The sequence below is a fragment of the Nonomuraea insulae genome, from assembly GCF_042656245.1.
This window is the reverse complement of the sequence record NZ_JBHSPA010000027.1, coordinates 563230-585387: the sequence shown is the minus strand read 5'-3', so window position 1 is coordinate 585387 and position 22158 is coordinate 563230. Positions and strand designations below refer to the sequence as shown.

Sequence of the window (22158 nt, the reverse complement as noted above, 5' to 3'; positions counted from 1 at the left end):
GAAACTCATGCAAGCGTAAGCGAAGGCGGTACCTCCATGAATTTCAGCGAGTACGTGGTCTCACGCTGGGACACTCTCTCGCTGGCCGCCGCTGAGCATGCCCTCGTCGTGGCCATCGCCATCGCCATCGCCACGGCCGTCGGCGTCGGCATCGGGCTCCTCTCCTACGGCTCCCCCAGAGTGCGTGGCAGCTCGATCGCGATCTCCGCCGGAATCCTGACGATCCCGTCGCTCGCCATGCTCACCCTGCTCATCCCGATCACCGGGCTCGGGTGGGGATCCACGCTTCTCTCCCTCACCGTTTACGCCTTCCTGCCGATCATCCGCAACACGGTCACCGGTCTGCGCGGCTTGGACGCGGCCACCGTTGAGGCCGGCCGCGGCATGGGCCTGAGCCGCACCCGGCTGCTGCTGGGCGTGCAACTGCCACTGGCCTGGCCGCTGATCCTGACCGGAGTGCGCGTCTCGACCCAGATGCTGATCGGCATCGCCGCCATCGCCGCCTTCGTCGACGGCCCCGGCCTCGGCTCGCAGATCTTCGAGGGGCTGTCCCGGCTCGGATCCGTGAACTCGCTCAACGCCACGCTCGCCGGAACGCTCGGCATCGTCGTCATCGCCATCCTGTTCGACCTCTTCTTCTTCGCCGTCCGACAACTCACCACCCCTAGGGGGCTTCGTGTTCGACCGTGATACCGAAGGCGTGCGCATCGAACTGCGCGCGCTGACCAAGCACTATCAGGGGCAGCCCGCCCCAGCGGTCGACCACATCAGCCTCGACATCCCAGCCGGCGAGCTCGTCGTCTTCGTGGGCCCCTCCGGCTGTGGCAAGACCACCACCATGAAGATGATCAACCGCCTGGTCGAGCCCACCTCGGGCGAGATCCACATCGGCGGACAGGACGTGCTCAGCCTCGACCCCGACGAGCTTCGCCGGCACATCGGGTACGCCATCCAGCAGGTCGGACTGTTCCCGCACCAGACCGTCGCCCAGAACATCGGCCTGGTGCCGAAGCTGCTCGGCTGGCCGGCCGACCGGATCGCGGCCCGCGTCGAAGAGCTGCTCGCGCTGGTCAGCCTGGAGCCGTCGACCTTCCGCGACCGCTACCCGCGCCAGCTCTCCGGCGGCCAGCAGCAGCGTGTGGGGGTCGCCAGAGCGCTGGCCGCGGACCCGCCCGTGATGCTCATGGACGAGCCGTTCGGCGCCACCGACCCCATCACCCGCGAGCACCTGCAGAACGAGTTCGTGAAACTGCAGAAGCAGCTGCGCAAGACGATCATCTTCGTCACCCACGACTTCGAAGAGGCCATCAAGCTGGGCGACCGCATCGCCGTGCTGCGGGAGGGCTCGCACGTGGCGCAATATGACACACCCGCCGCCATCCTCGCCGCCCCCGCCGACGACTACGTCGCGGGCTTCATCGGCCAGGACGCCACCCTCAAACGGCTGGCGCTGCTGCGCGTGGAGGACATCACCGCCACCGAGCCGCTGCCGGACTCACACCTTCCACAGGTCGCCGCCGACGCGAGCCTGCGCGAGGCACTGGATCTCATGATGGCCCACGGCACCGACCGCTGCAGCTCGCCCACCGGGGTGCTCACCTACACCGCGCTGTGCGAGGCGCTCGGCACCCGGCCCTCGCCCGAGGAGGTGCCCGCCGGTGACCGCTGAGACTCTCGTCGCCGGGCGGGCCGGGCCAATCGGGCGAGCGCCGAGCCTGCGGCGCTTCCTGTTCACGCCCGTCGTCATCTGCGTCGTCCTGGCCGCCCTGTACACCTGGGTGGGCACGCTGGAGCTGGACTCCATCGAACAGCGCAGCCTCAACCGCGCGGTCATCCTGACCAAGGCCGTCGAGCACCTGCAGATGACCCTCGCGGCCACCGCCCTCGTCGTGATCATCGCGATCCCGCTCGGCGTCGTCGCCTCCCGCTCCAGGAACCGGCTGATCACCCCGGTCATCCTGACCATCGGCAACCTCGGTCAGGCCGTCCCGTGCATCGGCCTGCTCGTGCTGTGCACGTTCCTGATGGGGGTCGGCTTCCAGACCGCGCTCGTCGGCCTGGTCGCCTACGCCATCCTCCCCGTCCTGCGCAACACCATGGTCGGGGTGCAGCAGGTCGACCCCACACTCGTCGAGGCCGCCCGCGGCATGGGCATGACCAGAGGCCAGATCCTGCGCCGGGTCGAGCTCAAGCTGGCCGTGCCGGCCATTCTCGCCGGTCTGCGCACGGCCCTCGTCCTGACCGTCGGCGTCGCCACGCTGGGCGCCTTCGTCGCGGCCGGCGGCTTCGGCGAGCTGATCATCAACGGTCTCAAGCTGAACCGCATGCCCGTGACCATCGTCGGGGGCGTGCTGACCGCGTCCATCGCCTTTCTCATCGACTGGCTCGGTGGGCTCGCGGAAGACCTGCTCAAGCCACGCGGCATGTGACCTGCCGCGTCCCACGCAGTTCCCCAACCCCTATCAAGAGGTGTCCCTGTAATGCTTTTCCGTCCGCTTCGACAGACGTCCGCCCTGCTCGCCGCCGCGGCGCTGACCATGATGACCATCAGCGCCTGCGGCTCAGGCGACGCTGTCGAGGCCGGAAGTGCCGGCAAGGAACTCGAGGGCGCGAAGTTCGTCATCGGTTCCAAGGACTTCACCGAGAACATCATGCTCGGCAATCTCGCCGTACACCTGCTGAAGGCGCACGGGGCCGAGATCGTCGACAAGACCAACCTGGGCGGAACCGTGCCCAACCGCAAGGCCCTGGAGTCCCGTTCGATCGACATGTACTGGGAGTACTCCGGCACCGGCTGGATCGAGTTCCTCAAGAACACCAAGCCCATCCAGGACCCGGCCGCGCAGTTCAAGGCCACCGCGGAGGCGGACCTGGCCAAGAACAAGATCCAGTGGGTCGGGCCCACGCCGCTGAACAACACCTACGCCCTGGCCATCCGCTCCGAGAAGGCCGCGGAACTGGGCGTCAAGACGGTCTCCGACGTGGCGAACCTGGCCAAGACCAAGCCCGCGGAGGCCACGCTCTGCATCGAGACGGAGTTCTCCACCCGCGACGACGGGCTGCCGGGGCTGAGCAAGGCCTACGGCATGAACCTCCCCAAGGACAACGTCAAACTGCTCGACACCGGCGTCGTCTACACCGAGACGGACAAGGGCCAGACCTGCAACTTCGGTGAGGTGTTCACCACCGACGGCCGCATCGCCGCCCTGGGTCTCACCGTGCTGGAGGACGACAAGAAGTTCTTCCCGATCTACAACGCGGCCATGACGATGCGGCAGGAGACGTACCAGAAGTACCCCGCGCTGGAGAAGATTCTGCAGCCGTTGATCGCCAAGCTGGACGACAAGACCATGCAGCAGCTCAACGCCAGGGTCGATGTCAACGGCGAGGAGCCTTCCACGATCGCCGCCGACTGGCTGGGCAAGCAGGGCCTTCTCGGCGCCGGCGGCTCCTGACGAGGGCCGCGATCAGGTCATCGACGCAGGCTCCATGCGAATTCGGTGAGGTCGGCCGCCAGCGCGTCGGGCGCTTCCCACTCGGGGAAGTGGCCGGCGCCGGGTAGCAGCGTGTAGCGCGTGAGCTGGGGCTGGAGGCGCTGCCACCACGAGCGTGGGGCGCGGTACTCCTCCGCCTCGGGCTGGTTGACGGCCACGGGCACCCGCGCGGGCGCGGGCGCCGCATCGACAAGGTCGACGCGGCGATCGACTCGTGGCGGGCACCCGCGCGGGCGCGGGCGCCGCCCCGAGGTGGTCCTCCCGGTAGAGGCGGACCGAGGAGGCGACGGTGTTGGTGGCCCAGTAGATGGTCACCGTGCTCAGCAGGTCATCAGCGTGTGCACGGCACGGGCGATCCGCGGGCGCTTCAGTCGGCGGCGCGGCGCGCCCGTTGGGTGTCCCTGGCGACCGTCCACGCATCCGCTACCGGACCCATGTGCCGGAGTTTGTCCGGATTGACCACGGCCCTGATCGTCTGGACGCGCCCGTCGTAGATGCTGAGCGACAACGTGTTGATGACCTTCCCGTCGCGGTCGTGGAAGACGGCCCCGGGCTGCCCGTTGACGTCGCGAACCTCGATCGTGCCGCCGATCGCGAGGAACGCGGGGACAATGGAGGCGAACACCCGCGCGACGTTGTCCGCACCGGCGATGGGACGCCCGAAGACCGGCGCCTTGCCGCCGCCGTCACCGATCGCCTGTACGTCGGCCGCGAGCACCTCCCGCAGCGCGGCGACGTCGCCTCCGCGTAGGGCGTCGAAGAAGCGTCCGGCGAGTTCCGTACGCTCTCGCCGGTCGGCCTCGAACCGGGGACGGCCCTCGTTCATGTGCCGGCGGGCCCGCACCGCGAGCTGGCGGCACGCCGCCTCCGACCGCCCCACGGCGGCGGCGACCTCCGCGAACTCGAAGGCGAACACGTCGCGGAGCACGAACACCGCTCTTTCGAGCGGGCTCAGCCGTTCGAGCATCAGCAGCGCCGTCATCGAGACCGAGTCGGCCAGCTCCGCCGAACGTTCCGGGTCGTCGTAGGGATCTTCGAGCAGCGGTTCCGGGAACCACTCCCCGACGTACGCCTCCCGCCTCACCCGGGCCGAGCGGAGCACGTCTATCGCGACCCTGGTGACGACCGTCGACAGGTACGCCTGGACCGAGGCGGGCTCGGTCTCGGAGATCACGTAACGCAGCCACGTCTCCTGGACGGCGTCCTCGGCGTCGTCCACGCTCCCGAGGATCCGGTAGGCGATCGAGAACAGCAGCGGGCGCAGGCGCTCGAAGTCGTGGGCCCGGTTCCTTCCTGCCTCCTCCGGCGGGCCATGGCTTTCGAGCGCGGCGCTCACCACGCGACGGGGCCGAGGCGATCGATGAAGATCCCGGTCGGCCCGTCGGCGTCGATCATCGCGAGCTTGACGATCGGGTCGGTGCCCTCGGTGACCGTCAGCTGGCCGGTGTGATGGTTCATGTCGGTGGCGGTGAACTTGCGGTTCACGACTTCCCCGGGGGTGATGGCGTTGAACTTGATCTCCGGGAGCGCCTGGGCGTACCGGACGGTGATCATGTTGAGCGCCGCCTTCGACGAGCTGTAGGCGAGCTCGTGCATGCTCGCGACGGGCTGATCCGGATCGGTCACGACCGCGAAGGAGCCGCCGCCGCTGGACACCATCACCACCCGCGGATTGTCCGCCGCCCGCAGCAGGGGCAGGAACGCGTGCGTGACCCTGATCGGCCCGTACACGTTGGTGTCGTAGACGGAATGGATCTCGTCGGCCGTCGCGTCCGCGGGCGTGACGATCCTTCCCGGCGCGCCGGCGTTGTTGATCAGCACATCCAGCCGGTCGGTGTGCTTACCGACGAGCCGCACGGCGTCGGCCACCGACGCGTCCGAGGTCACCTCCAGCGGGACCATGACCACGTTCGCGCCGCCTTCGGCCAGCTTGTCGGCGGCCGCCTGTCCCCGGCCTTCGTCACGCGAGCCGAGGAAGATCGTCCAGCCCTGCTCCCCGAGCCGCCTGGCCGCCTCGAAACCAAGTCCCTTGTTGCCTCCGGTGATCAGCACCGAGGTCTGTTCTGAGTTCGTCATACTCTCTAGACGAGGCGCCCCGCCCGGCTGTGACATCCGTTCGGTGCCGCCTCTGAGCGGTCACGATTCACTCGATCCGTCCCAGCGGCTCAGGCTCCTGCTTCAGCGCGGAGCGCGCCGCGGGCCAGCTGGGGTCTTCGGGGTAGAGGGCGCTGCGGAGGTAGGCCCACGTGAGGTGCTGGAGCAGGGCGACCTGTTCGGGGTTCTCGTCCGTCGTCTCCTTGACCTCGTAGCCGGGGATTCCGCCGAGCGAGTGTTCCGCCCCGAACAGGGTGAGCAGGTTCTTGCCGCCCGGGCTCAGGAAGAACGGGTCGGTGAACCAGTCCGGTCCCCGAACGGTCAGGGCGGACTGGTCCCGGTCCCCCGCGACCACGAGGGCCGGCGTGGTCATGTCCGCGAAGCCCGGGTTCATGAAGGGCAGATGCTCGACCGCGAACGGCGTCAGGTCGGCCCCGCCCAGACCGGGCGTGGCAAGCAGCACGCCCGCCTTGATCCGCGCGTCGGACAGGTCCTCTCCCGTTCCGTCCGCCGGGTCGAGGACTCGCGCGCCCAGCAACATGCTCGCCGTCTGGCCGCCCCAGGAGTGCCCGGCCGCGGCGATGCGGCTTCGGTCGAGGCGCCCGCCGAGGCCGGGAACGGCAGCCTCGACGAGGTCGAGCCGGTCGAGGACGCGCTTCATGTCCTCGACGCGGAAACGCCAGATCAACGGTGTACGGGGATCGTCGGGAGGAACGTTCAGCGTCCTCGAGTCGAGATGGGTGGGCTGAATGACCACGAAGCCGTGAGCGGCCCAGAAATCGGCCAGCGGGCCGTAGCCGTCCAGGGACCAGCCGAAGCCGTGCGAGAAGACGATGATCGGCAGTTCGCGCCCGATCGTCGGCGCCGACACTCTCACGCGCAGGTCTTCGCCGCGGCCTGGGGCCGGCAGCACTACCGGCTTCACCGAGACGACCGGGGTCGGCGCGCTGATGTAGCTCATGCTCATGGAGAACCTTCCTTTCAGTGGAACTGGGCGGACTTGGCGATGAGCTCGTCGGCGACCCACCGTGCGACGCCGGCGGGGTAGGGCGCCGAGAGGCCGAGGATGACGTGGTGGAAGCCGGCGTCGACCGCCTCGCCGATCGCGTTCCGGGTGGCGCCGGGCTGGTCGTAGGAGACCTGAAGGTAGATCGAGCGGGTGATCGAGGCGGGGTCGCGGCCGATCTCGGCGCAGTAGCGGTCCAGCAGTGCGCCGCGGCTGACGACGTCGTCGATGTCGCCGGCGACGTTCCACAGGTCGGCGTGCTCGGCGACCACGCGCAGCGTCGCGGACGAGCGTCCGCCGATGAGGATCGGCGGGTGGGGGCTCTGGACGGGCTTGGGGTTGCCGAACGCCTCGGTGAGCTGGACGTAGGCGCCGTCGAAGTCGAACGGTTCGGTCTCGGTCCACAACCGCCGGATCACCGTGCAGGCCTCGGCGAGGCTGCCCACGGCGTGCGCGGCGTCGTGGAAGGGCAGGCCGTGCGATGCGTACTCGCGCCCGGCCAAGGGCCAGCTGGGTCGTGAGCCGGCGCCGATGCCGAAGTCGAGCCGGCCGCCGGAGACGATGTCCACGGTCGCGGCGATCTTGGCCAGCAGCGCGGGCGGCCTGATGCGGTTGCTGGTCACGAGCACGCCGAGCCGCAGTCGCCGCGTCTGCGCGGCGAGGGCCGAGAGCAGGGTCCAGCCTTCGTAGGCCGGGCCGTTCGGGTCGCCGAAGATGGGCTGGAGGTGATCGAACAACCACGCGTGTTCGATCTCCGGGATCGTGTCGGCCTCACGCCAGACCCGCAGGAGGTCGTGGTAGTCGACCTGCGAGGGGGCGGTCATGATCCCGAAGGAGGTGTGTGGCATGGGGGTCGTTGATCCTTTCATCATCGGGACCTGGGGCTGCGATAATGCGGCCATCGATGGCATGATGGTTAAACGGAACCGTGTTCCTTAACGATAGGGAACCCCGTTCCGGTTGGCAAGTTCGGGAAGCGGAGGGAAACGGCGCCATGGACGCCAGCAAGGAGGGCGCGGCCCCGCCGCGCAAGCGGGCCGACGCCCGGCGCAACGAGAGGGCCCTGCTCGACGCCGCCGCGGCGGTCTTCGTCACCTCAGGCGTCGAGGCCCCGGTGCGCGACATCGCGGCCAGGGCGGGAGTCGGGGTGGCCACGATCTACCGCCACTTCCCGACGCGGGCCGACCTCATCATCGCCGTCTACCGGCACCAGGTGGAGGCGTGCGCGGAGGCCGGCCCGGCCCTGCTGGCCGGCGCCTCGACCCCGCACGCCGCGCTGGGGCGATGGGTCAACCTGTTCGTCGACTTCCTGGTCACCAAGCACGGGCTCGCCGCCGTACTGCGCTCCGACGACGCCGGTTTCGACGCGCTGCACACCTACTTCCTCGACCGGCTCATGCCCGTGTGCGCCCAGTTGCTCGACGCCGCGGCCGCCGCCGGCGAGATCCGCTCCGGCCTCGACGCCTACGAGCTCATGCGCGGCGTCGGAAACCTCTGCATCGGCGCGGACACCGACCCCCGCTACGACGCGCGCCGGCTGGTCGAACTCCTCATCGCGGGGCTGCGCCTGCCGCGCTGACACCTATCCGGAAGCCAGTTCCGGATGTTTCAGGGCAGGGTGATGGTGACGCTCGCGCCGCCGTCGGCCGGGTTGGCGAACCGGAGGGTCGCCCCGATGACGCGGGCGTGGCCCAGCACGATGGTCAGGCCGAGGCCGTGCCCGCCGCCGCGCTCGGTCCGTCCGGTGCGGAAGCGCTGCGCCTCTCCCTTGTTCAGGTTCGCGAGCAGGTCGGGCGGGAAACCCGGGCCGTGATCGCGGATGACGATCTGACGGGAGCGCACGGTGACCGTCACCGGGGCGGCGCCGTGCGCACGGGCGTTGAGGAGCAGGTTGGCGACGATGCGCTCCAGGCGGCGCGCGTCGGTGACGGCCGTCGCGTCGCCATGATCACCGACAGTGCGCAGGTCGGCGGGCACGTCGACGCGGTGCAGCGACTCGCGTACCAGGTCGGCCAGCGGCACCGGCTGCCGGTCCGGTTCTTCGCCGGCGGCGTCCAGGTGGGAGATCTCCAGCAGGTCGTCCACCAGGCCGCGCAACACGCCGATCCGGTCGCGGACCATGTCGGTGGCCTCCCCGTCGGGCAGCAGCTGGCCGGCGGTCAGCAGCCCCATCAGCGGGGTACGCAGATCGTGCGCGACGTCGGCCGTGAAACGCCGCTCGGCCAGCAGCCGCCGTTGCAGGCTGGCGGCCATGGAGTCGAGCCCGGCGCCGATCTCGGCGATCTCGTCCCGGCCGCGCGCATCGGTGCGAGCGGTCAGGTCGCCGTCGGCGATCCGGCGGGCGGTGCGGGCCATGCGCCGCAGCCGCCGGTTCGGGAGCTCGGCCGCCAGCACCGACAGCGGCACGACCCCGGCCAGGGCGAGCAGCGCGGCCTTGGCCATGTCGCGGTCCAGCGCGTACAGGCTGAGGAGTTCCGAACCCATCGAGATCTGGACGCTCACCGCCTCGCGGCCGTCGCCGCCATACGGCTGGACGGCCCACATCCACGGCTCGTCGCGGTGATCGACCCCGTACCAGACCACCCGCCGGCCGGGCCGCAGCTGGGCTGCCAAATCGTCAGGGAGTTGCCCGACGTGCACCACGTCGTCGGGCGCCCGTGACTTCTCGATGGCCACCTCGGCTCGGGCCTTGCCCATGTCCAGGGCACGCTGCCAGGTCGCCCGGTGCACCAGGAGCCCGACCACGACGGCGACGACGGCACAGGCGAGCGTGACGAGGGCGGCGATCTTCCATCGCAGCGAGGCAGGATTCATGTGACGCTCAGCTTGTAGCCGAACCCGCGGACCGTCTCGATGCGCTCTGCGCCGATCTTCTTGCGCAGGCGCTGCACGCACAGGTCGACCACGCGGCTGTCACCGTCCCATCCGTAGTCCCACACGGTACGCAGCAACGTCGCCCGTTCCAGCACGATGCCGGGATGGGCGGCGAACTCCAGCAGCAGCCGCAGCTCGGTCGGGCTCAGCTCGACGCGTCGCCCGGCCCGCCGCACCTCCAGCGCCCCGGCGTCGATGCTCAGCTCGCCGAAGGTGAGCACCGCGCTCGCGGCGGCCTGCACCGTCGTGGCCCGGCGCAGCAACGAGCGGATCCTGGCCACCAGCACCGGCAGGTCGACCGGTTTGACCACATAGTCGTCGGCGCCGCCCTCCAGCCCGGCGACGATGTCCAGGCCGTCACCGCGGGCCGACATCAGCAGGATGGGCACCTGACTGGTCTCCCGGACCCTGCGGCACAAGCTGATGCCGTCCAGGCCGGGCAGCATCACATCCAGCAGCAGCAGGTCGTGGCCGCCCGCCCGGGCCGCCTCCAGGCCGCTCAGCCCGTCGGCCGCCGTGCTCATCCGATAGCCGTAGCGTTCCAGCGCCAGGCTGACCGACGCGCGGATCACCGTGTCATCTTCGACGAGCAGCAGGGATGTCATGAAAATGGACCATATCTACCGAAGTGCGTTGATCGGTTCCATGCGCGCGGCACGCAGGGCCGGATACAGACCCGCGAGCAGCCCGACGACGGCGCCGGCGGCCGGCGCCATGACGGCCAGCCGGACGTCCATGACCGGAGTCCACTGCTTGACCGCGCAGATCACGACGATCACCACGATCCCACCGGAAGCGCCGATGATGCCGCCGGTCAGCCCGGTGAGGGTCGACTCCAGCAGGAACTGCGCCGCGATATGGCGGCGGGCCGCGCCGAGAGCGCGGCGCAGGCCGATCTCGGCGACGCGCTCCATCACGGTCACCAGCGTGACGTTGGCGATGCCGACCGCGCCGACGACCAAGGAGACCAGCCCGAGGATCAGGAAGAGGGCGTTGACGTCGCCTTCCACCGCATCGCGCGCTCTGGTGAGGCTGGGTGGCGCGATGACCTGGAGGAGGGCCTCGTTGCCTGGGCTGAGCGCGGCCGGCGCCTGCTCGGCGATCAGCTCCGCGGCCCCGAGACCGGTGTTGACCAGGACCCGGGTCACGGTGCTCAGGCCGTAGCGCTCGCCGGCCGACGGCGGCAGCAGGACCGCGCTCGCCAGGCTCTTCTCGCGTTCCAGGTCGCCGAGCACCCCGATGACGGTGTAGGCCTGAGTGCCGATGAAGACGGCCGGGGCCCGGGTCAGCCGGGTGATGCCCAGCAGCTCGGCCGCGTGCCGGCCCAGGACGGCGACCTTGTCCCCCCGGGCGATGTGCCCGGCGTCGAAGTAGCGGCCCTCGATCATCCTGCCTTTGACCGCGGCGGGCAGGCCGGGACTGCTGGAGAGCACGGTCAGCGTCTGGTCGGTGACCCAGGCCGGATCCACGATGTCGTTGGAGCGGACGATGAGGTTGGCGCTCTGTTTCGACTCGGCGAGCGCGGCGGCGGAGACCACCCCGCGCAGCCGGGTCACCCGGCTGACGTCGGCCCAGTCGACCAGGGGGAAGGGGTGCTCGGGGACCTCGACCGTGATGGAGGTGGCGGTCAGCTCGTCGAAGCGGCCGACGATCTGGTTGCCCGCCGTCGCGGCGATGCCCAGGGTGACCACGAGCGTGGTGATGCCCAGCACGGTGCCCAGCGTGGTCAGCGCCGAGCGCACCGGGCGGGCCAGCAGGCCCACCACCGCCTCGTTCAGCAGGTCGCGCGGGTGCACGTCTACTCCTCCGTGAGAACGCCGTCGGTGATGCGCACCCGGCGCCCGGCCCGGTCGCTCACGTCGCTCTCGTGAGTGATGACCACGATGGTCATCCCCTGGGCGCGCAGCTCGTCGAACAGGTCGAGCACGGCGTCGGTGTTCTTGCTGTCGAGGTTGCCGGTGGGTTCGTCGCACAGCAGCAACGATGGTTCGCCCAGGAGGGCGCGGGCGATGGCGGCGCGCTGCCGCTCACCGCCGGAAAGCCGGCCGGGCGGGAAGTTCGTCCGGTGCGACAGGCCTACCCGCTCCAGGGCCAGCGTCGCGCGTTCCCGCCGCCCGGCGCGCGGCGCCGCGCCGTAGACCTCGGCCAGCATGACGTTCTCCAGTACGCTGCGGTGCGGCAACAGGTGGAAGGACTGGAAGACGAAGCCGATACGGCTGCCGCGGATGGTGGTCCGCACGCCGTCCTTCAGCGCGGTGGTCTCGATGCCGTCGAGCCGGTAGCCGCCGCTGGTCGGCCGGTCGAGCAGACCGAGCATGTTGAGCAGGGTGGACTTCCCGGACCCCGAGGGGCCAGCAATGGCGACGTAGTCCGATTTTTCGACTCTCAGGTTGATCGCGGAGAGCGCCCTGACGGGAGGGTGGGCGGGGAACTCCTTGGTCAGGTCGACGAGCAGGATGACCGGCTCAGGCACTGTTGATCACCACCTGGTCGCCCGGCTTGAGGTCGCCGGTCACCTCCACGGCTCCGTCGGCGGACAGGCCGGTGCGTACCTCGACCTCCTTGGTCCTGTCGGGCGCGGTCTCCACCTGCACCCGGGCCTTGCCGTCGGCGGCGGTGACGACCGCCGCGGCGGGGACCACCAGCACCTCCTGGCCGGTGGCGCCGATGGTCACGCGAACCGTGACGGCCGCGCCGGCGAGCTGTTTCAGGCCCTTCATCGAGGCAGGGGTGATCGTCACCGGCATGGCGCCCTGCGTGACGCGTCCGCCGAGTGAGGTCACCGTGCCGCGGACGGTCCTGCCCGTCTCCGTTTCGATGCCCGCGCTCAGACCCGTCTTCAGCCGCTCGGCCTCGGCCACGTCCACCGAGCCCGAGACCACGAAGGTGGAGCTGGTCACCGTGGCGACCGACTCCTCCACCAGCTCGCCCGCCTTGACGGTCGGCTTGTGCAGGCGGGCGGGCAGTTTGGGCAGGAAGACGACCTCTCCCGGCGGGACGGACGTGCCGTAGGTCCTGGAGAACTCGGCCAGCAGCGCCCGTGCCGCGGCCAGGTCGCTCTGGGCGTTGGCCACCTTCAGCTTGACGGGCGAGAGCTGCCTGGCCTGCCTGAGCGCCTGCTCGGCCGTGACGACGGCCTCGCGCGCCACCCGGACGTTCTTCCCCAGCTCGGTCAGCCGCTTGGCCCGCGCGCTTCCGGCCTCCTGCCGTACGCGTTCCAGCGCCGACCTGGCGGCGGCCAGATCCGCACGGGCGTTGGCGACCCGGAGTTCGAGCAGGCGGGTGTCGGCGGGCGGCGCGGACGTGACAGCGGCGGTAGGGCTGGGGGTGAGACCGGGGGTGGGAGTCGCGGTGGCCTGGGCCAGCTCCTGCCTGGCCGCCAGCAGTTTCTCCTCGGCCGCCCGTACGGCGCTCTCGGCGGCCTCGGCCTTGACCTCGTCCTCGGTGGTGTGGTCCTGCCCCTGCGCGCTCTTCCACGCCTGTTCGGCCTCTTTCAGATCCTGCCGGGAGTTGGCGAGCTTGACTTTCAGCGGGAGCACGTCCTTGCCCTGGTCGAGAGCCGTGCGCTCGGTCGTGAGCACTTCCTGCGCGGTCCGTACGGCCCGGCGCAGGTCGTCGCGCTTCTGCCGCAGCTCCAAGGTGGGTTGCTGCGCCTCGTAGCCCCGCTTGGCGTAGAAGCGCGACACCGCGGCGATGGTCGCCTGGTCGAACACGCCGGTAGCGGGCGCGCGGTAGCCGAGCCTGCGCAGCGCCTTCTGCAACTGCCTGACATCGGCCCCCTCGGCGCCGGGGACGATGCCGCGGTGCATCGGCACCGTGCCGGAGAAGACGAACACCGGGCGTCCGTTCACCTCCATCAACACCGCGCCCTCCGCGAGGGTGCCGCGGCGGGGAGCGCGGGTGACGCGCTGAGCGGTTTCCTCGCCGCCCACCACCCCGGCCGGCGACACCGGATGCGGCGAGCCGTACTCCAGCGTGCCGTTGGCCACGACGGTGGCGACCAGCTCGCGCCGCTCGACCGCGGCGGTGACCAGCGATGGCTTGGGCGGTTTGCGCGCCGCCGCCTCGTCGGCCGGAGAGCGCAGCAGGGTGCCCACTCCCCAGCCGGTTCCCGCGACCACCAGGACCACGGCCGAGACGAGCAGCAGCTTGCCGCGCGGGGTGCGCATCACCGCTCTTGGAACCCGTACTTCACCCTGGCCTCGTTGGTGAGCCGCTTCTGCAGGGGGAGGAAGGCCGCGTAGAAGTCCTTGCCGCACTCCAGGTCGACCAGCGCCGACCTGATCTCCTTGGCGAGGTACGGCCTGGCCGCCACCGCCGTGACCTTGCCCGTCTTGCCGAGCTGCTCGGACTGCTCCATCCACACCTCGATGCCGCGCACGCTCAGCGCCAGCGGCTTCGCGGAGGTCACCCGCTCGCCTTCGGACTTCAGGCACTCGGCGAACGGCGCGGCCAGCTCCAGGAGCTTGGGGTCGGCGTCGAGATCCTTGTCGATGTTCTCGATCTCCGTGCTCATCTGGTCCTGATAGTCGGCGACCGAGGTGACCTTCAGGCCGTCCACCTGCCGGAGCGCCGTGACCCGGCACTCGTTCATGATCTTGAGGTAGGCCTCCCGCCTGGCGCCGGAGAGCGTGTCGATCGTCGCCTGGTTGGGGTCCGGCGCCCGCGTCTCCGGCGGCTTCGGATAGACGACGGCGGAGAAAACGCCGAAGCCGTTCTTGCCACGGTCCGCCTTCATCGCGGCGTAGTCGGCGGGGTTCGCGTCGGACTTCTCGGGGGTGCTGACCGAGGGGGTGTAGGTGAAGCCCTTCTGCTTCATGCAGGTGGCGATGACCGTCTCCCGCTCCCTGGCCTTGTCCACCGTGGCACCGCCGTTGTCGGCCACGGCGGCCGGGGCCTGCCCGCAGCCGGTCAGCACCGCCAGACCCAGCAGACCGCACACCAGCACACGCATCGAGGACTCCTTCTCGGTCGGCTCGTGCCGCTCTGCACGACACCGTGGCCACTTTGGAGTCCTTGTTCGTCCGCTCGGTATTGGCCGCGTATCAGCGGCCGCTCAGCTTTGTATCCACTGGGTATCGACGCCGGGGCGTCAGGTGGGTATCGACGCCGGGGCGTCAGGGCGCTTCGACGAGCACGCGGACGTCCCACGGGCCGAGCGGCAGTGCGTCGCCGGGCGCGTGGGCGCCGTCGCCGAGCACGTCGCGCACCGCGACCGGCGCCCGCACCGTCGTCGCCTCCCACGTCCAGTTGTGCAGGAAGCGCAGCCGCCGCCCGTCCGCGGCGGTGGCGCCGGTCGAGGTGACGCCGGGCGGCAGGGCCGTCCAGGGTCCCGCGTCGGGCACGAGCCACCGGAAGAGGGCCTCGGCCAGGGCCGGGTTGGGGACGGTGCCCACGTAGGTGACGCGGCCCTGTCCGTGGGGGTGGGTGGTGACGGCCGCGAACTGGCCGAAGTGCGGGTGCTGGTAACCGGCCAGCACCTCCGCGCCGTCCGCCTGTACGCCGTCCGCCCAGCGGGTGCCGGCCGCGTCCTGCGGCAGCTCCAGCGGTGAGCCGGATGGCGCGTGGACGGGCAGCTCAGCGGGCAGGTTGCTGAACTCGTCGTACCAGGCGCCGGCGGCGTCGGCGAGCCCGGCGGGCTGGACCTGGCGGCGGGCGCGGGCCTCGTGGTCGGCGTAACAGCTACGCGGCCCGACGACCAGATGGCCACCGGCCTCCGCGTACGCCCGCAGCCAGGTCAGCGTGGCGTCGTCGGCGGCGTACAACCCGGCGGCGACCAGCACGGGGTGGCGCGCGGCGAGCGCGGCCGGTTCCTCCGCCACGGCCTGGGCGGTGTGCAGGACCCGCGTCTGGAGTCCCGCGTCGAACGCGCCTCGGTAGAACGGCTCGAAGATGCCCTGGTAGGACCGCTGATCGGGGCCGCCGTCCGGCCGGGCCAGCGCGGGCTGGGCGGCCAGCGCCCACTTGCTGGGCGTGGAGTAGAGCATCGCCACGTCGGCGTCGGGGGTCAGACCCGTGACCAGCTCACCGGCGCTCTCCAGCTCGGCGCCGATGCGGGCGATCTCCCGGTACGCCCGCCCCGGCCGCCCGCTGTGCGGCAGCACACCGCCCCAGTACGTCTCGGTGCCGAAGACCAGCGTGCGCCACTGCCAGTACTCGATCATGGAAGCCCCGCGCGAGACCAGCGTCCAGGCGGCCTGCCGCCACTGCCCGACGTAGGCGGGCTGGTTGATCCAGGACGAGCCGATGGCCTGCGCGTTGGTCTCGGTGACGAGGAACGGCTCCTGACGGGAGGAGTACATCCGGTCGGCGCTGTGGTAGAGCGCCCACGTGTCGTGCGAGGTCCAGTGCTGCGGCGCGTGTTGCGGCGCGGGCAGCGCGAGGCCGTCCTGCATGGCGTAGTACGGGTTGCCCGCGGTGACGTCGAGCCCACGGGTCAGCTCCTCGTCGGCCACCCCCGGCCGGTCGTAGGAGATGCAGGTGGTGACGAACTGCCCGGGGCCGGCGTACTCCCTGACGACGCCGGCCTGCCAGTCGATGAACTCGGTGACCTGTTCGGCCTGGAAGCGCCGCCACGCCTGCGCGTATTGGGGCTGGGCGTTGCCGTCGGGCGTCCACAGGTCGGCCCAGGTCGACAACCGGTGCGACCAGTAGACCAGGCCCCATTCCCGGTTCAGCGTCTCCACCTCGCCGTAGCGGTCGCGCAGGTGGTCGGTGAACCGCTGGAAGACGCCGTGGTTGTGGAGCAGTTCTGGGCCTGGCTCGTTGTCGACCTGGTAGCCGATGATCGCGGGGTGGCCGGCGTACCGCTCGACGACGCGCCGGATGATCCGCTCGGCGTGGAAGCGGTAGGCCGGGTGGGTGAAGTCCATCTCCTGCCGGCCGCCCCACCCGATGCGTTCCCCGGTGCGGCGCTCCCCCGCGATCTCCGGGTAGAGCCGGGCCAGCCACGGCGGCACCGCGTACGTCGGCGTGCCCAGGATGACGGAGATGCCGCGCTCGTGCGCGCCGTCCAGGGTCGGCTGGAGCCAGTCGAGGTTGAAGCGGCCGTTCTCCGGCTCCCAGGTGGACCAGACGGACTCGCCGACCCTGATCACCGAGAAGCGGGCCTCGGCCATCAGGTCCAGGTCGGTCTTCAGCAGGTCGGCAGGGTGGTATTCGGGGTAGTAGGCGGCGCCGAAGAGCACTCGCGGCACAGGTGTTCCCTTCATTGTTTGACCCCTCCGGTGGCGAGCCCGCTCTGCCAGTAACGCTGCAGCATCAGGAACGCCGCGACCAGGGGGATGATCGACAGCAGTGAGCCGGTGACGACGAGGGGGATGACGTCGCCGCTGCCTCCGGCCACCGTGGCCTGCGAGGCCCAGTTGGCCAGGCCGACGGTGACCGGGTACAACGACGGGTCGTTGAGCATGATCAGCGGCAGGAAATAGTTGTTCCAGGTGGCGACCAGGGTGAACAGCAGCACGGTCACGAAGCCGGGGGCGAGCAGCCGCAGCACCACCCGGCGGAAGATGCGGAACTCGCCCGCGCCGTCGATGCGGGCCGCCTCCAGAAGGCTGTCGGGCACGGCTTCCTCGGCGTAGATCCGCATCAGGTAAAGGCCGAACGGGTTCACCAGCGAGGGCAGGATGATCGCCCACGGCGTGTTGACCAGCCCGATCCTCGCGAAGATCAGGTACGTCGGGATGGCCAGCGCCGTGCTCGGCACCATGATCGCGCCCAGCACCAGGCCGAACAGCGCCTTGTTGCCGCGGAAGCCGAACTTGGCGAACCCGTAGCCGCCCAGCGCCGCCAGCACCGCCGCCCCGCCGGCGCTCACCACCGCGTAGAAGGCCGTGTTGAGCAACCACCGGCCGTACACGCCGTCCTGGGCGGTGAACACCCGCCGCAGGTTCTCCGGCAGGGAGAAGTCGTCGGCGAACCAGAGCCCGAAGCTGGAGAACAGGTCGCCCATGTTCTTCGTCGAGGCCACGACCAGCCAGAACAGCGGCAGCAGGAAGTAGATGAGGAAGGCCAGCATGCCCAAGGTGAGTAATGTGCTGCGCCGATGGCCGCCTCCCACCGCCTTGACCGGCTCCGTCGTTGTGGTGGTCATGGCGTCCTCCTGCGGTTGACGGCGAGCTGGACGACGTAGGAGACCGCGACGATGACCAGGCCGAGCAGGAACGACACGGCCGCCGCGTAGTTGACGTCCTGGCTGGTGAAGGCGAGTGAGTAGGCGTACAGGTTGGGCGTGTAGGAGCTGTCGATGACGTTCGGCGCCAGGCGCTGCATCAGTTGTGGCTCGTTGAAGAGCTGGAAGCTGCCGATGACCGAGAAGATGAGCGCCATGAGCAGGGCGGACCGCAGCGCGGGGATCTTCACGCTCCACGCGGTGCGCCAGGCCCCGGCGCCGTCCACGGCCGCCGCCTCGTACAGTTCGGACGGGATCGCGCGGAGTGCGGCGTACAGGATGATCATGTTGTAGCCGGCGAACTCCCAGGTGACGATGTTGGCGATCGAGCCGAGCATCAGGTCGCCGCTGAGCAGGTTCGGGGCGGGCAGGCCGAGGGTCCCGGCGAGCTGGGCGATCGGGCCGAACTCGGGGCCGTACAGGTAGCCCCACATCAGCGCGGCCACCACGCTGGGCACCGCGTAGGGGACGAAGACGCCCAGCCGGATGAACCGCGACAACCACAACATGCCGCTGTCCAGCGCGAGCGCGAAGAACAGCCCGAGCAGCAACATGAGCGGGACCTGGATGAGGAAGAACTTCCCCACCCTGAGCACGCCGTCGAGCAGCCGCTCGTCGCCCAGCGCCCGCACGTAGTTGTCCAGTCCGACGAACGTGGTGCCGCCGATCAGCTGCTCCCTGAACAGGCTCAGGTAGCCGGCGTAGGCCAGCGGCACGATCAGCATGGCGACGAAGACGAGCAGGAACGGCGCCACGAAGAGGTAGCCGGCCCTGGCTCTGCGGCGGTTCACTGCGCTCACTGGGAGACCTTGAAGCCCTGGCTCTCGGCGTACGTGGTGATCCGCTGCTGCCACTGGTCGAGCGCGGCGGAGACGTCGCCCTTGTCGGCCAGGGACTTGCCCACGGTCTCGTCCCAGTCGTTGACCGTCTGGTCCAGGAACGGCGGCCAGGTGAAGTCCTTCGCGACGGTGTCGCTGATCTCGGCGAAGGTCTTGTTGACGGTCTGGCCGCCGTAGAACTCCGGCTTCTGCTCGACGAACGACTTGTCCGACAGCAGCGCCTTGGTCGGCGGGAACAGGAACTGCTCGGTCGCCATCATCTTCGTCGACTCGGGATCGGTGTTGAGGAACTTGGCGAACTCGGCCGCGGCGATCGGGTTCTTGGTGGTCTTGATGACGGCGCTGGTGGAGCCGCCCCAGTTGCCGGCCTTGTTCTCCCCCGCCGCCCACTGCGGCAGCGGCGCGGCCCGCCACTTGCCGCTGGTCTCCTTGGCGCTGGCCGACAGGAACACCGGCCCCCACGCGGCGGTCAGCCAGGTGGCGTACTTGCCCTTGTTGAGCGCCTGGTACCACTGGTCGGTGAAGTCGGGGTCGGTCGAGACGACGCCCTCCTTGACCAGGCCGCCCCAGTACGCCGCGAGCTTCTTGGCCGCCGCGTCATTGGCCTTGACACTGATCTGGTCGGCCGCCGTCATCTGGAACGGTTTGCCGCCGGCCTGCCAGAGCAACCCCATCCAGGCGCCGTTCTGGTTGGAGGCGAGGTTCGTCAGGTAGACGTCCGGGTCGGCGGCGTGCAGCTTCCTGGCCGCGGCCGCGAACTCCTCCCAGGTCTTCGGGGGCTCGATGCCGTGCTTGTCGAAGATGTCGGCGCGATACAACATGCCCATCGGCCCGCTGTCCTGCGGGACCGCCCAGACCTCGCCGTTCTTGCCCGTCACCTGTCCCCAGGTCCACTCGGCGAAGGTGTCCTTCAGCGCCTCGCCGCCGTACGGGCGCAGGTCGAGCAGGCTGCCGGTGATGGTGAAGGTCGGGATGTACTGGAACTCGATCTGCACCACGTCGGGAGCGCCGCTGCCCGCCTTGAGCGCGGTGCGGAGCTTGGTGTACTGCGGCTCGCCCTGTCCGGCGTTGACCACCTTGACGTCGATGGCGGGGTACTTCTTCTCGAACAGCGCCACCTCCTTCTCGATGTCCGGGACCCACGTCCAGAACGTGAGCTCGGTCGGCGTCCGCATGGCCTTGTCGACGTCGGTCTGCCCGACGGCACCCGGCGGCTTGTCGGCGGCCGGCTGGGTTCCACCGGCGCAGCCGGCGAGGAAGAGGGTGGCGGCGGCCGTTCCGGCGAGCCACGGGGTTCGTCGCAGGGTCATGTCTGCTCCTTGGGGGGTGCGGTTGACTGGCGCACCACGAGGCGCGCTGGCAGGTCGTCGTGGGTCGCCGATCCTGGCTCGTTCTCGATCTGTTCGACCAGCAGGTCCAGGCCGTGCGCGGCGACCTCGTGGAAGTCCTGGGGGACTGTGGTCAAGGGCGGTGACAGGTACGCCGCGGACGGAATGTCGTCCACTCCGACCACGCTGACCTGTTCGGGCACCGCGCGCCCGGACTCGGCCAGGGCGCGCAGCACGCCGATCGCCATCTCGTCGTTGGCCACGAACACGGCCGTGACCTCCGGGTTCACCGCAAGGATCAGGCCCGCCGCATACCCGGACGCCGGAGACCAGTCGCCTACCAGCGGCGGCGGCTCGGCGACGCCGGCGGCCGCCAGCGCCTCGCGCCAGCCGCGCACGCGGTCCCGCGAGGCGAACCACCGCTCCGGCCCGGCGACGTGCCAGACGGTCGTGTGGCCCAGGTCGAGCAGGTGCTCAGTGGCCCGCCTGCCCACCCCCTCGCCGGAAGCGCCGGTGATCACCACCCGGGGACCATCGAGGCCGGGGAGCGCGCCGAAGCTGAGCACCGGGACTTCCGGGTCGATCCGCAGCACCTGGTCCTCGTCGATCGGCTCGGACAGCACGATGCCGTCCACGCCCTGCCCGAGGAGGGATTCGACGGCCTTCATGACGCCGCCTTCCTCTCCTTCGAGGGTGTTGACGACGGTGAACGCGTATCCGATCTCCCTGGCTCGCCGTTCCAAGGCGATCAGCAGGGCGGACGGGCCATACAGAGAGGTACCGAGCGAGACGACGCCAATGCGGTGGAACCGGCCCAGGTGGAGTGCCCTGGCCGCGGTGTTGCGCCGGTATCCGAGCTCGCGCGCCGCCGCCAGCACCCGCCCACGAACCTCATCGCTCACGTACGGCTCGCCGTTGAGCACGCGGGAGACCGTCTTCTGGGACACGCCCGCCAACCGGGCGACGTCGGTGCTCCGAGGGGGGCGGCGCTTGGCTTCAGGCATCAGGGCTCCTTCTGTCTGACTACGTAGTCAGACAGGACCGTATGCCTGACTACGTAGTCAGGCGTGGAGTTCCCCTACCGTGCCTGTCCGGCTCGCCGCTTGTCAAGAGCGCGTTTCACGGACATTTCATGCGCTCAAGAGTTGTCCACCCGCCGCCCGAAGCCCGACAGCCCCTGCTCGTGGTGCTCGATCAGCCCGACCCGCCGGTAGAAGGCGTGGTTGGCGGCGCCGTCCGGGGTGGACTCGTGATCGGTCGTCAGGATGAAGTAGCGGCAGTGCGCGTAGCGCTCCATCAGGTGCTCCATCAGCCGCCGCCCGACGCCCTGCCCCTGGGACCTCTTGTCGACCAGCACTTCCTGGACGTAGCAGATCGTCTCGTCGTCCGACACCGTCCGCGCGAGGCCGAGGAGGTGCCCGGACTCGTCTCTGGCGGTGATGACGAGATGGGACTTCGCCAGGCTCCTGCAGACCTTGGCGATGTCCCGCGTCCAGATGTCCCAGCCGACCGAGTCGTACAGTTCGAAGATCTCAGCTTCGTCGAACGAAGCCTCTCGAGCGATGATTACCACCTAGATGACTCTATAAGGGCAGGTACGGACACCTGTGATCGGTGGTGCCTGCCGGGGTTCGGTCGCGGAAAGGCGTGACTCACCGGGCTGAGCGGGCGCGTGCCGGTTCCTGCCGGTCCACCGCGGACCTGACGCCCCAGGTGGGCGGGAAGTCGATCGTCGTCTCGCCTGCAAGGTCAGCCAGGCCGACGGCGGTGCCCGGGGCGAGCGGGAGGCCACGGTGGCAGGCCCGGCAACACGGGCTCGGTCGCAATCGGGCACAGCGCCGGCTCCGGCATCAGGTTAGCGAACTGCAGGAAGGCCAGGTCAAGGCCGCCGTCGTGAAGCCGATGCACGTGATCCGGCGCCACCCTCGGCGTGCGCGCCACGCAACCGCACGGCGACCTGGGGGGTGGTCGGCGCAGAAGCAGGCCAGGCAGGCCGCGCAGAGGCGGCGACGCAGAAGCGGGCCACGCGGGTCCGCGCAGAAACGAGCCACGCGGGCCGCTCAGAAGCGAGCCACGCAGAAGCGAGCCAGGCAGGCAGCGCAGAAACGAGCCACGCAGAAGCGAGCTGTGCAGAAGCGGGCCAGGTGGGCGACGTTGCCGGTCGGCGGGGGTGACCGGCCAGAGTTCCGAGCTTCAGCCGACCGGCTATGACGCCGCACGCCCCTGCTACGCCGAGAGTCAGTCAGGAGCTAACCGACTCGCTCCTTTTCTACCGATATGTGCGCTTGTAGCATCTGGCCGTGAGACATACGGGATGTGATGCGCCCGTGCTGGAAGAATTGTTCCGGGG

At 69.9% G+C, this 22158-nt stretch carries 22 protein-coding genes; 5 read left to right on the top strand and 17 right to left on the bottom strand.

Annotated features, from left to right (window positions below; all coding sequences use genetic code 11):
- Nucleotides 1-36 precede the first annotated feature (36 nt).
- Genes ACFPZ3_RS24945 through ACFPZ3_RS24930 form a run of 4 tightly spaced genes read left to right on the top strand, consistent with a single transcriptional unit; the run spans nt 37 to nt 3455 of the window.
- The gene (locus tag ACFPZ3_RS24945) at nt 37-690 is read left to right on the top strand and encodes an ABC transporter permease (RefSeq protein WP_379516632.1); all 654 of its coding nucleotides are present in this window, start codon (nt 37-39) and stop codon (nt 688-690) included.
- A complete protein-coding gene (locus ACFPZ3_RS24940) occupies nt 677-1669 on the top strand; it encodes an ABC transporter ATP-binding protein (RefSeq protein ID WP_379516631.1) in 993 nt (330 codons plus the stop codon). Before ACFPZ3_RS24945 ends, ACFPZ3_RS24940 begins: the two co-directional genes overlap by 14 nt.
- Complete coding sequence (locus ACFPZ3_RS24935) at nt 1659-2429, top strand: ABC transporter permease (RefSeq protein ID WP_379516630.1); 771 nt, start codon at nt 1659-1661, stop codon at nt 2427-2429. The genes ACFPZ3_RS24940 and ACFPZ3_RS24935 overlap by 11 nt, the downstream gene beginning before the upstream one ends.
- Nucleotides 2430-2480: 51 nt before the next feature.
- Complete coding sequence (locus ACFPZ3_RS24930) at nt 2481-3455, top strand: glycine betaine ABC transporter substrate-binding protein (RefSeq protein WP_379516629.1); 975 nt, start codon at nt 2481-2483, stop codon at nt 3453-3455.
- 17 nt (nt 3456-3472) lie between these two features.
- Here ACFPZ3_RS24930 and ACFPZ3_RS24925 read toward each other — a convergent pair whose 3' ends face one another.
- From ACFPZ3_RS24925 to ACFPZ3_RS24905, 5 genes are all read right to left on the bottom strand, one after another.
- Complete coding sequence (locus tag ACFPZ3_RS24925) at nt 3473-3652, bottom strand: alpha/beta fold hydrolase (protein ID WP_379516628.1); 180 nt, start codon at nt 3650-3652, stop codon at nt 3473-3475.
- 209 nt (nt 3653-3861) lie between these two features.
- The gene (locus tag ACFPZ3_RS24920) at nt 3862-4830 is read right to left on the bottom strand and encodes an RNA polymerase sigma-70 factor (protein ID WP_379516627.1); all 969 of its coding nucleotides are present in this window, start codon (nt 4828-4830) and stop codon (nt 3862-3864) included.
- Nucleotides 4827-5570 carry an SDR family NAD(P)-dependent oxidoreductase gene (locus ACFPZ3_RS24915; protein WP_379516626.1) on the bottom strand — a complete coding sequence of 248 codons (744 nt, stop codon included), beginning with the start codon at nt 5568-5570 and terminating at the stop codon, nt 4827-4829. Before ACFPZ3_RS24915 ends, ACFPZ3_RS24920 begins: the two co-directional genes overlap by 4 nt.
- A gap of 67 nt (nt 5571-5637) precedes the next feature.
- On the bottom strand, nt 5638-6555 hold the full coding sequence (locus ACFPZ3_RS24910) for an alpha/beta hydrolase family protein (RefSeq protein WP_379516625.1): 918 nt from the start codon (nt 6553-6555) through the stop codon (nt 5638-5640).
- Nucleotides 6556-6569: 14 nt separating this feature from the next.
- Entirely contained in the window at nt 6570-7442 is an 873-nt protein-coding gene (locus ACFPZ3_RS24905; RefSeq protein WP_379516624.1) for an LLM class flavin-dependent oxidoreductase, read from the bottom strand.
- 146 nt (nt 7443-7588) lie between these two features.
- Here ACFPZ3_RS24905 and ACFPZ3_RS24900 point away from each other — a divergent pair, with 146 nt between their 5' ends.
- Nucleotides 7589-8173 (top strand): TetR/AcrR family transcriptional regulator, encoded by a 585-nt coding sequence (locus ACFPZ3_RS24900; RefSeq protein ID WP_379516623.1) that lies wholly within the window; start codon nt 7589-7591, stop codon nt 8171-8173.
- A gap of 29 nt (nt 8174-8202) precedes the next feature.
- Here ACFPZ3_RS24900 and ACFPZ3_RS24895 read toward each other — a convergent pair whose 3' ends face one another.
- The 12 genes from ACFPZ3_RS24895 to ACFPZ3_RS24840 form a co-directional block, all read right to left on the bottom strand.
- On the bottom strand, nt 8203-9408 hold the full coding sequence (locus ACFPZ3_RS24895; protein ID WP_379516622.1) for a sensor histidine kinase: 1206 nt from the start codon (nt 9406-9408) through the stop codon (nt 8203-8205).
- A complete protein-coding gene (gene cseB, locus ACFPZ3_RS24890) occupies nt 9405-10073 on the bottom strand; it encodes a two-component system response regulator CseB (RefSeq protein ID WP_379516621.1) in 669 nt (222 codons plus the stop codon). Before cseB ends, ACFPZ3_RS24895 begins: the two co-directional genes overlap by 4 nt.
- A gap of 15 nt (nt 10074-10088) precedes the next feature.
- A complete protein-coding gene (locus ACFPZ3_RS24885; RefSeq protein ID WP_379516620.1) occupies nt 10089-11264 on the bottom strand; it encodes an ABC transporter permease in 1176 nt (391 codons plus the stop codon).
- Nucleotides 11265-11266: 2 nt separating this feature from the next.
- Nucleotides 11267-11941, bottom strand: a complete 675-nt coding sequence (locus ACFPZ3_RS24880) for an ABC transporter ATP-binding protein (protein WP_379516619.1) — start codon at nt 11939-11941, stop codon at nt 11267-11269.
- Nucleotides 11934-13637, bottom strand: coding sequence for a peptidoglycan-binding protein (locus ACFPZ3_RS24875; RefSeq protein WP_379516618.1), 1704 nt, complete (start codon nt 13635-13637; stop codon nt 11934-11936). The genes ACFPZ3_RS24880 and ACFPZ3_RS24875 overlap by 8 nt, the downstream gene beginning before the upstream one ends.
- Nucleotides 13637-14422, bottom strand: coding sequence for a hypothetical protein (locus tag ACFPZ3_RS24870; protein ID WP_379516617.1), 786 nt, complete (start codon nt 14420-14422; stop codon nt 13637-13639). The genes ACFPZ3_RS24875 and ACFPZ3_RS24870 overlap by 1 nt, the downstream gene beginning before the upstream one ends.
- A 163-nt stretch (nt 14423-14585) precedes the next feature.
- Nucleotides 14586-16679, bottom strand: coding sequence for a beta-galactosidase (locus ACFPZ3_RS24865; RefSeq protein WP_379516616.1), 2094 nt, complete (start codon nt 16677-16679; stop codon nt 14586-14588).
- A complete protein-coding gene (locus ACFPZ3_RS24860; protein ID WP_379516615.1) occupies nt 16676-17563 on the bottom strand; it encodes a carbohydrate ABC transporter permease in 888 nt (295 codons plus the stop codon). Before ACFPZ3_RS24860 ends, ACFPZ3_RS24865 begins: the two co-directional genes overlap by 4 nt.
- Nucleotides 17560-18441 carry a carbohydrate ABC transporter permease gene (locus ACFPZ3_RS24855; RefSeq protein ID WP_379516614.1) on the bottom strand — a complete coding sequence of 294 codons (882 nt, stop codon included), beginning with the start codon at nt 18439-18441 and terminating at the stop codon, nt 17560-17562. The genes ACFPZ3_RS24860 and ACFPZ3_RS24855 overlap by 4 nt, the downstream gene beginning before the upstream one ends.
- On the bottom strand, nt 18438-19790 hold the full coding sequence (locus ACFPZ3_RS24850) for an ABC transporter substrate-binding protein (RefSeq protein ID WP_379516613.1): 1353 nt from the start codon (nt 19788-19790) through the stop codon (nt 18438-18440). The genes ACFPZ3_RS24855 and ACFPZ3_RS24850 overlap by 4 nt, the downstream gene beginning before the upstream one ends.
- Complete coding sequence (locus ACFPZ3_RS24845; protein WP_379516612.1) at nt 19787-20812, bottom strand: LacI family DNA-binding transcriptional regulator; 1026 nt, start codon at nt 20810-20812, stop codon at nt 19787-19789. The genes ACFPZ3_RS24850 and ACFPZ3_RS24845 overlap by 4 nt, the downstream gene beginning before the upstream one ends.
- Before the next feature lie 134 nt (nt 20813-20946).
- On the bottom strand, nt 20947-21381 hold the full coding sequence (locus ACFPZ3_RS24840; RefSeq protein WP_379516611.1) for a GNAT family N-acetyltransferase: 435 nt from the start codon (nt 21379-21381) through the stop codon (nt 20947-20949).
- Nucleotides 21382-22158 lie beyond the last annotated feature (777 nt).

Coding starts and splice junctions, on each gene's coding strand:
- ACFPZ3_RS24945 (WP_379516632.1), top strand. CDS start 37: ATGAATTTCAGCGAGTACGTGGTCTCACGCTGGGACACTCTCTCGCTG.
- ACFPZ3_RS24930 (WP_379516629.1), top strand. CDS start 2,481: ATGCTTTTCCGTCCGCTTCGACAGACGTCCGCCCTGCTCGCCGCCGCG.
- ACFPZ3_RS24915 (WP_379516626.1), bottom strand. CDS start 5,570: ATGACGAACTCAGAACAGACCTCGGTGCTGATCACCGGAGGCAACAAG.
- ACFPZ3_RS24910 (WP_379516625.1), bottom strand. CDS start 6,555: ATGAGCATGAGCTACATCAGCGCGCCGACCCCGGTCGTCTCGGTGAAG.
- ACFPZ3_RS24905 (WP_379516624.1), bottom strand. CDS start 7,442: ATGCCACACACCTCCTTCGGGATCATGACCGCCCCCTCGCAGGTCGAC.
- ACFPZ3_RS24900 (WP_379516623.1), top strand. CDS start 7,589: ATGGACGCCAGCAAGGAGGGCGCGGCCCCGCCGCGCAAGCGGGCCGAC.
- ACFPZ3_RS24895 (WP_379516622.1), bottom strand. CDS start 9,408: ATGAATCCTGCCTCGCTGCGATGGAAGATCGCCGCCCTCGTCACGCTC.
- cseB (WP_379516621.1), bottom strand. CDS start 10,073: ATGACATCCCTGCTGCTCGTCGAAGATGACACGGTGATCCGCGCGTCG.
- ACFPZ3_RS24875 (WP_379516618.1), bottom strand. CDS start 13,637: ATGCGCACCCCGCGCGGCAAGCTGCTGCTCGTCTCGGCCGTGGTCCTG.
- ACFPZ3_RS24870 (WP_379516617.1), bottom strand. CDS start 14,422: ATGCGTGTGCTGGTGTGCGGTCTGCTGGGTCTGGCGGTGCTGACCGGC.
- ACFPZ3_RS24865 (WP_379516616.1), bottom strand. CDS start 16,679: ATGAAGGGAACACCTGTGCCGCGAGTGCTCTTCGGCGCCGCCTACTAC.
- ACFPZ3_RS24860 (WP_379516615.1), bottom strand. CDS start 17,563: ATGACCACCACAACGACGGAGCCGGTCAAGGCGGTGGGAGGCGGCCAT.
- ACFPZ3_RS24850 (WP_379516613.1), bottom strand. CDS start 19,790: ATGACCCTGCGACGAACCCCGTGGCTCGCCGGAACGGCCGCCGCCACC.
- ACFPZ3_RS24845 (WP_379516612.1), bottom strand. CDS start 20,812: ATGCCTGAAGCCAAGCGCCGCCCCCCTCGGAGCACCGACGTCGCCCGG.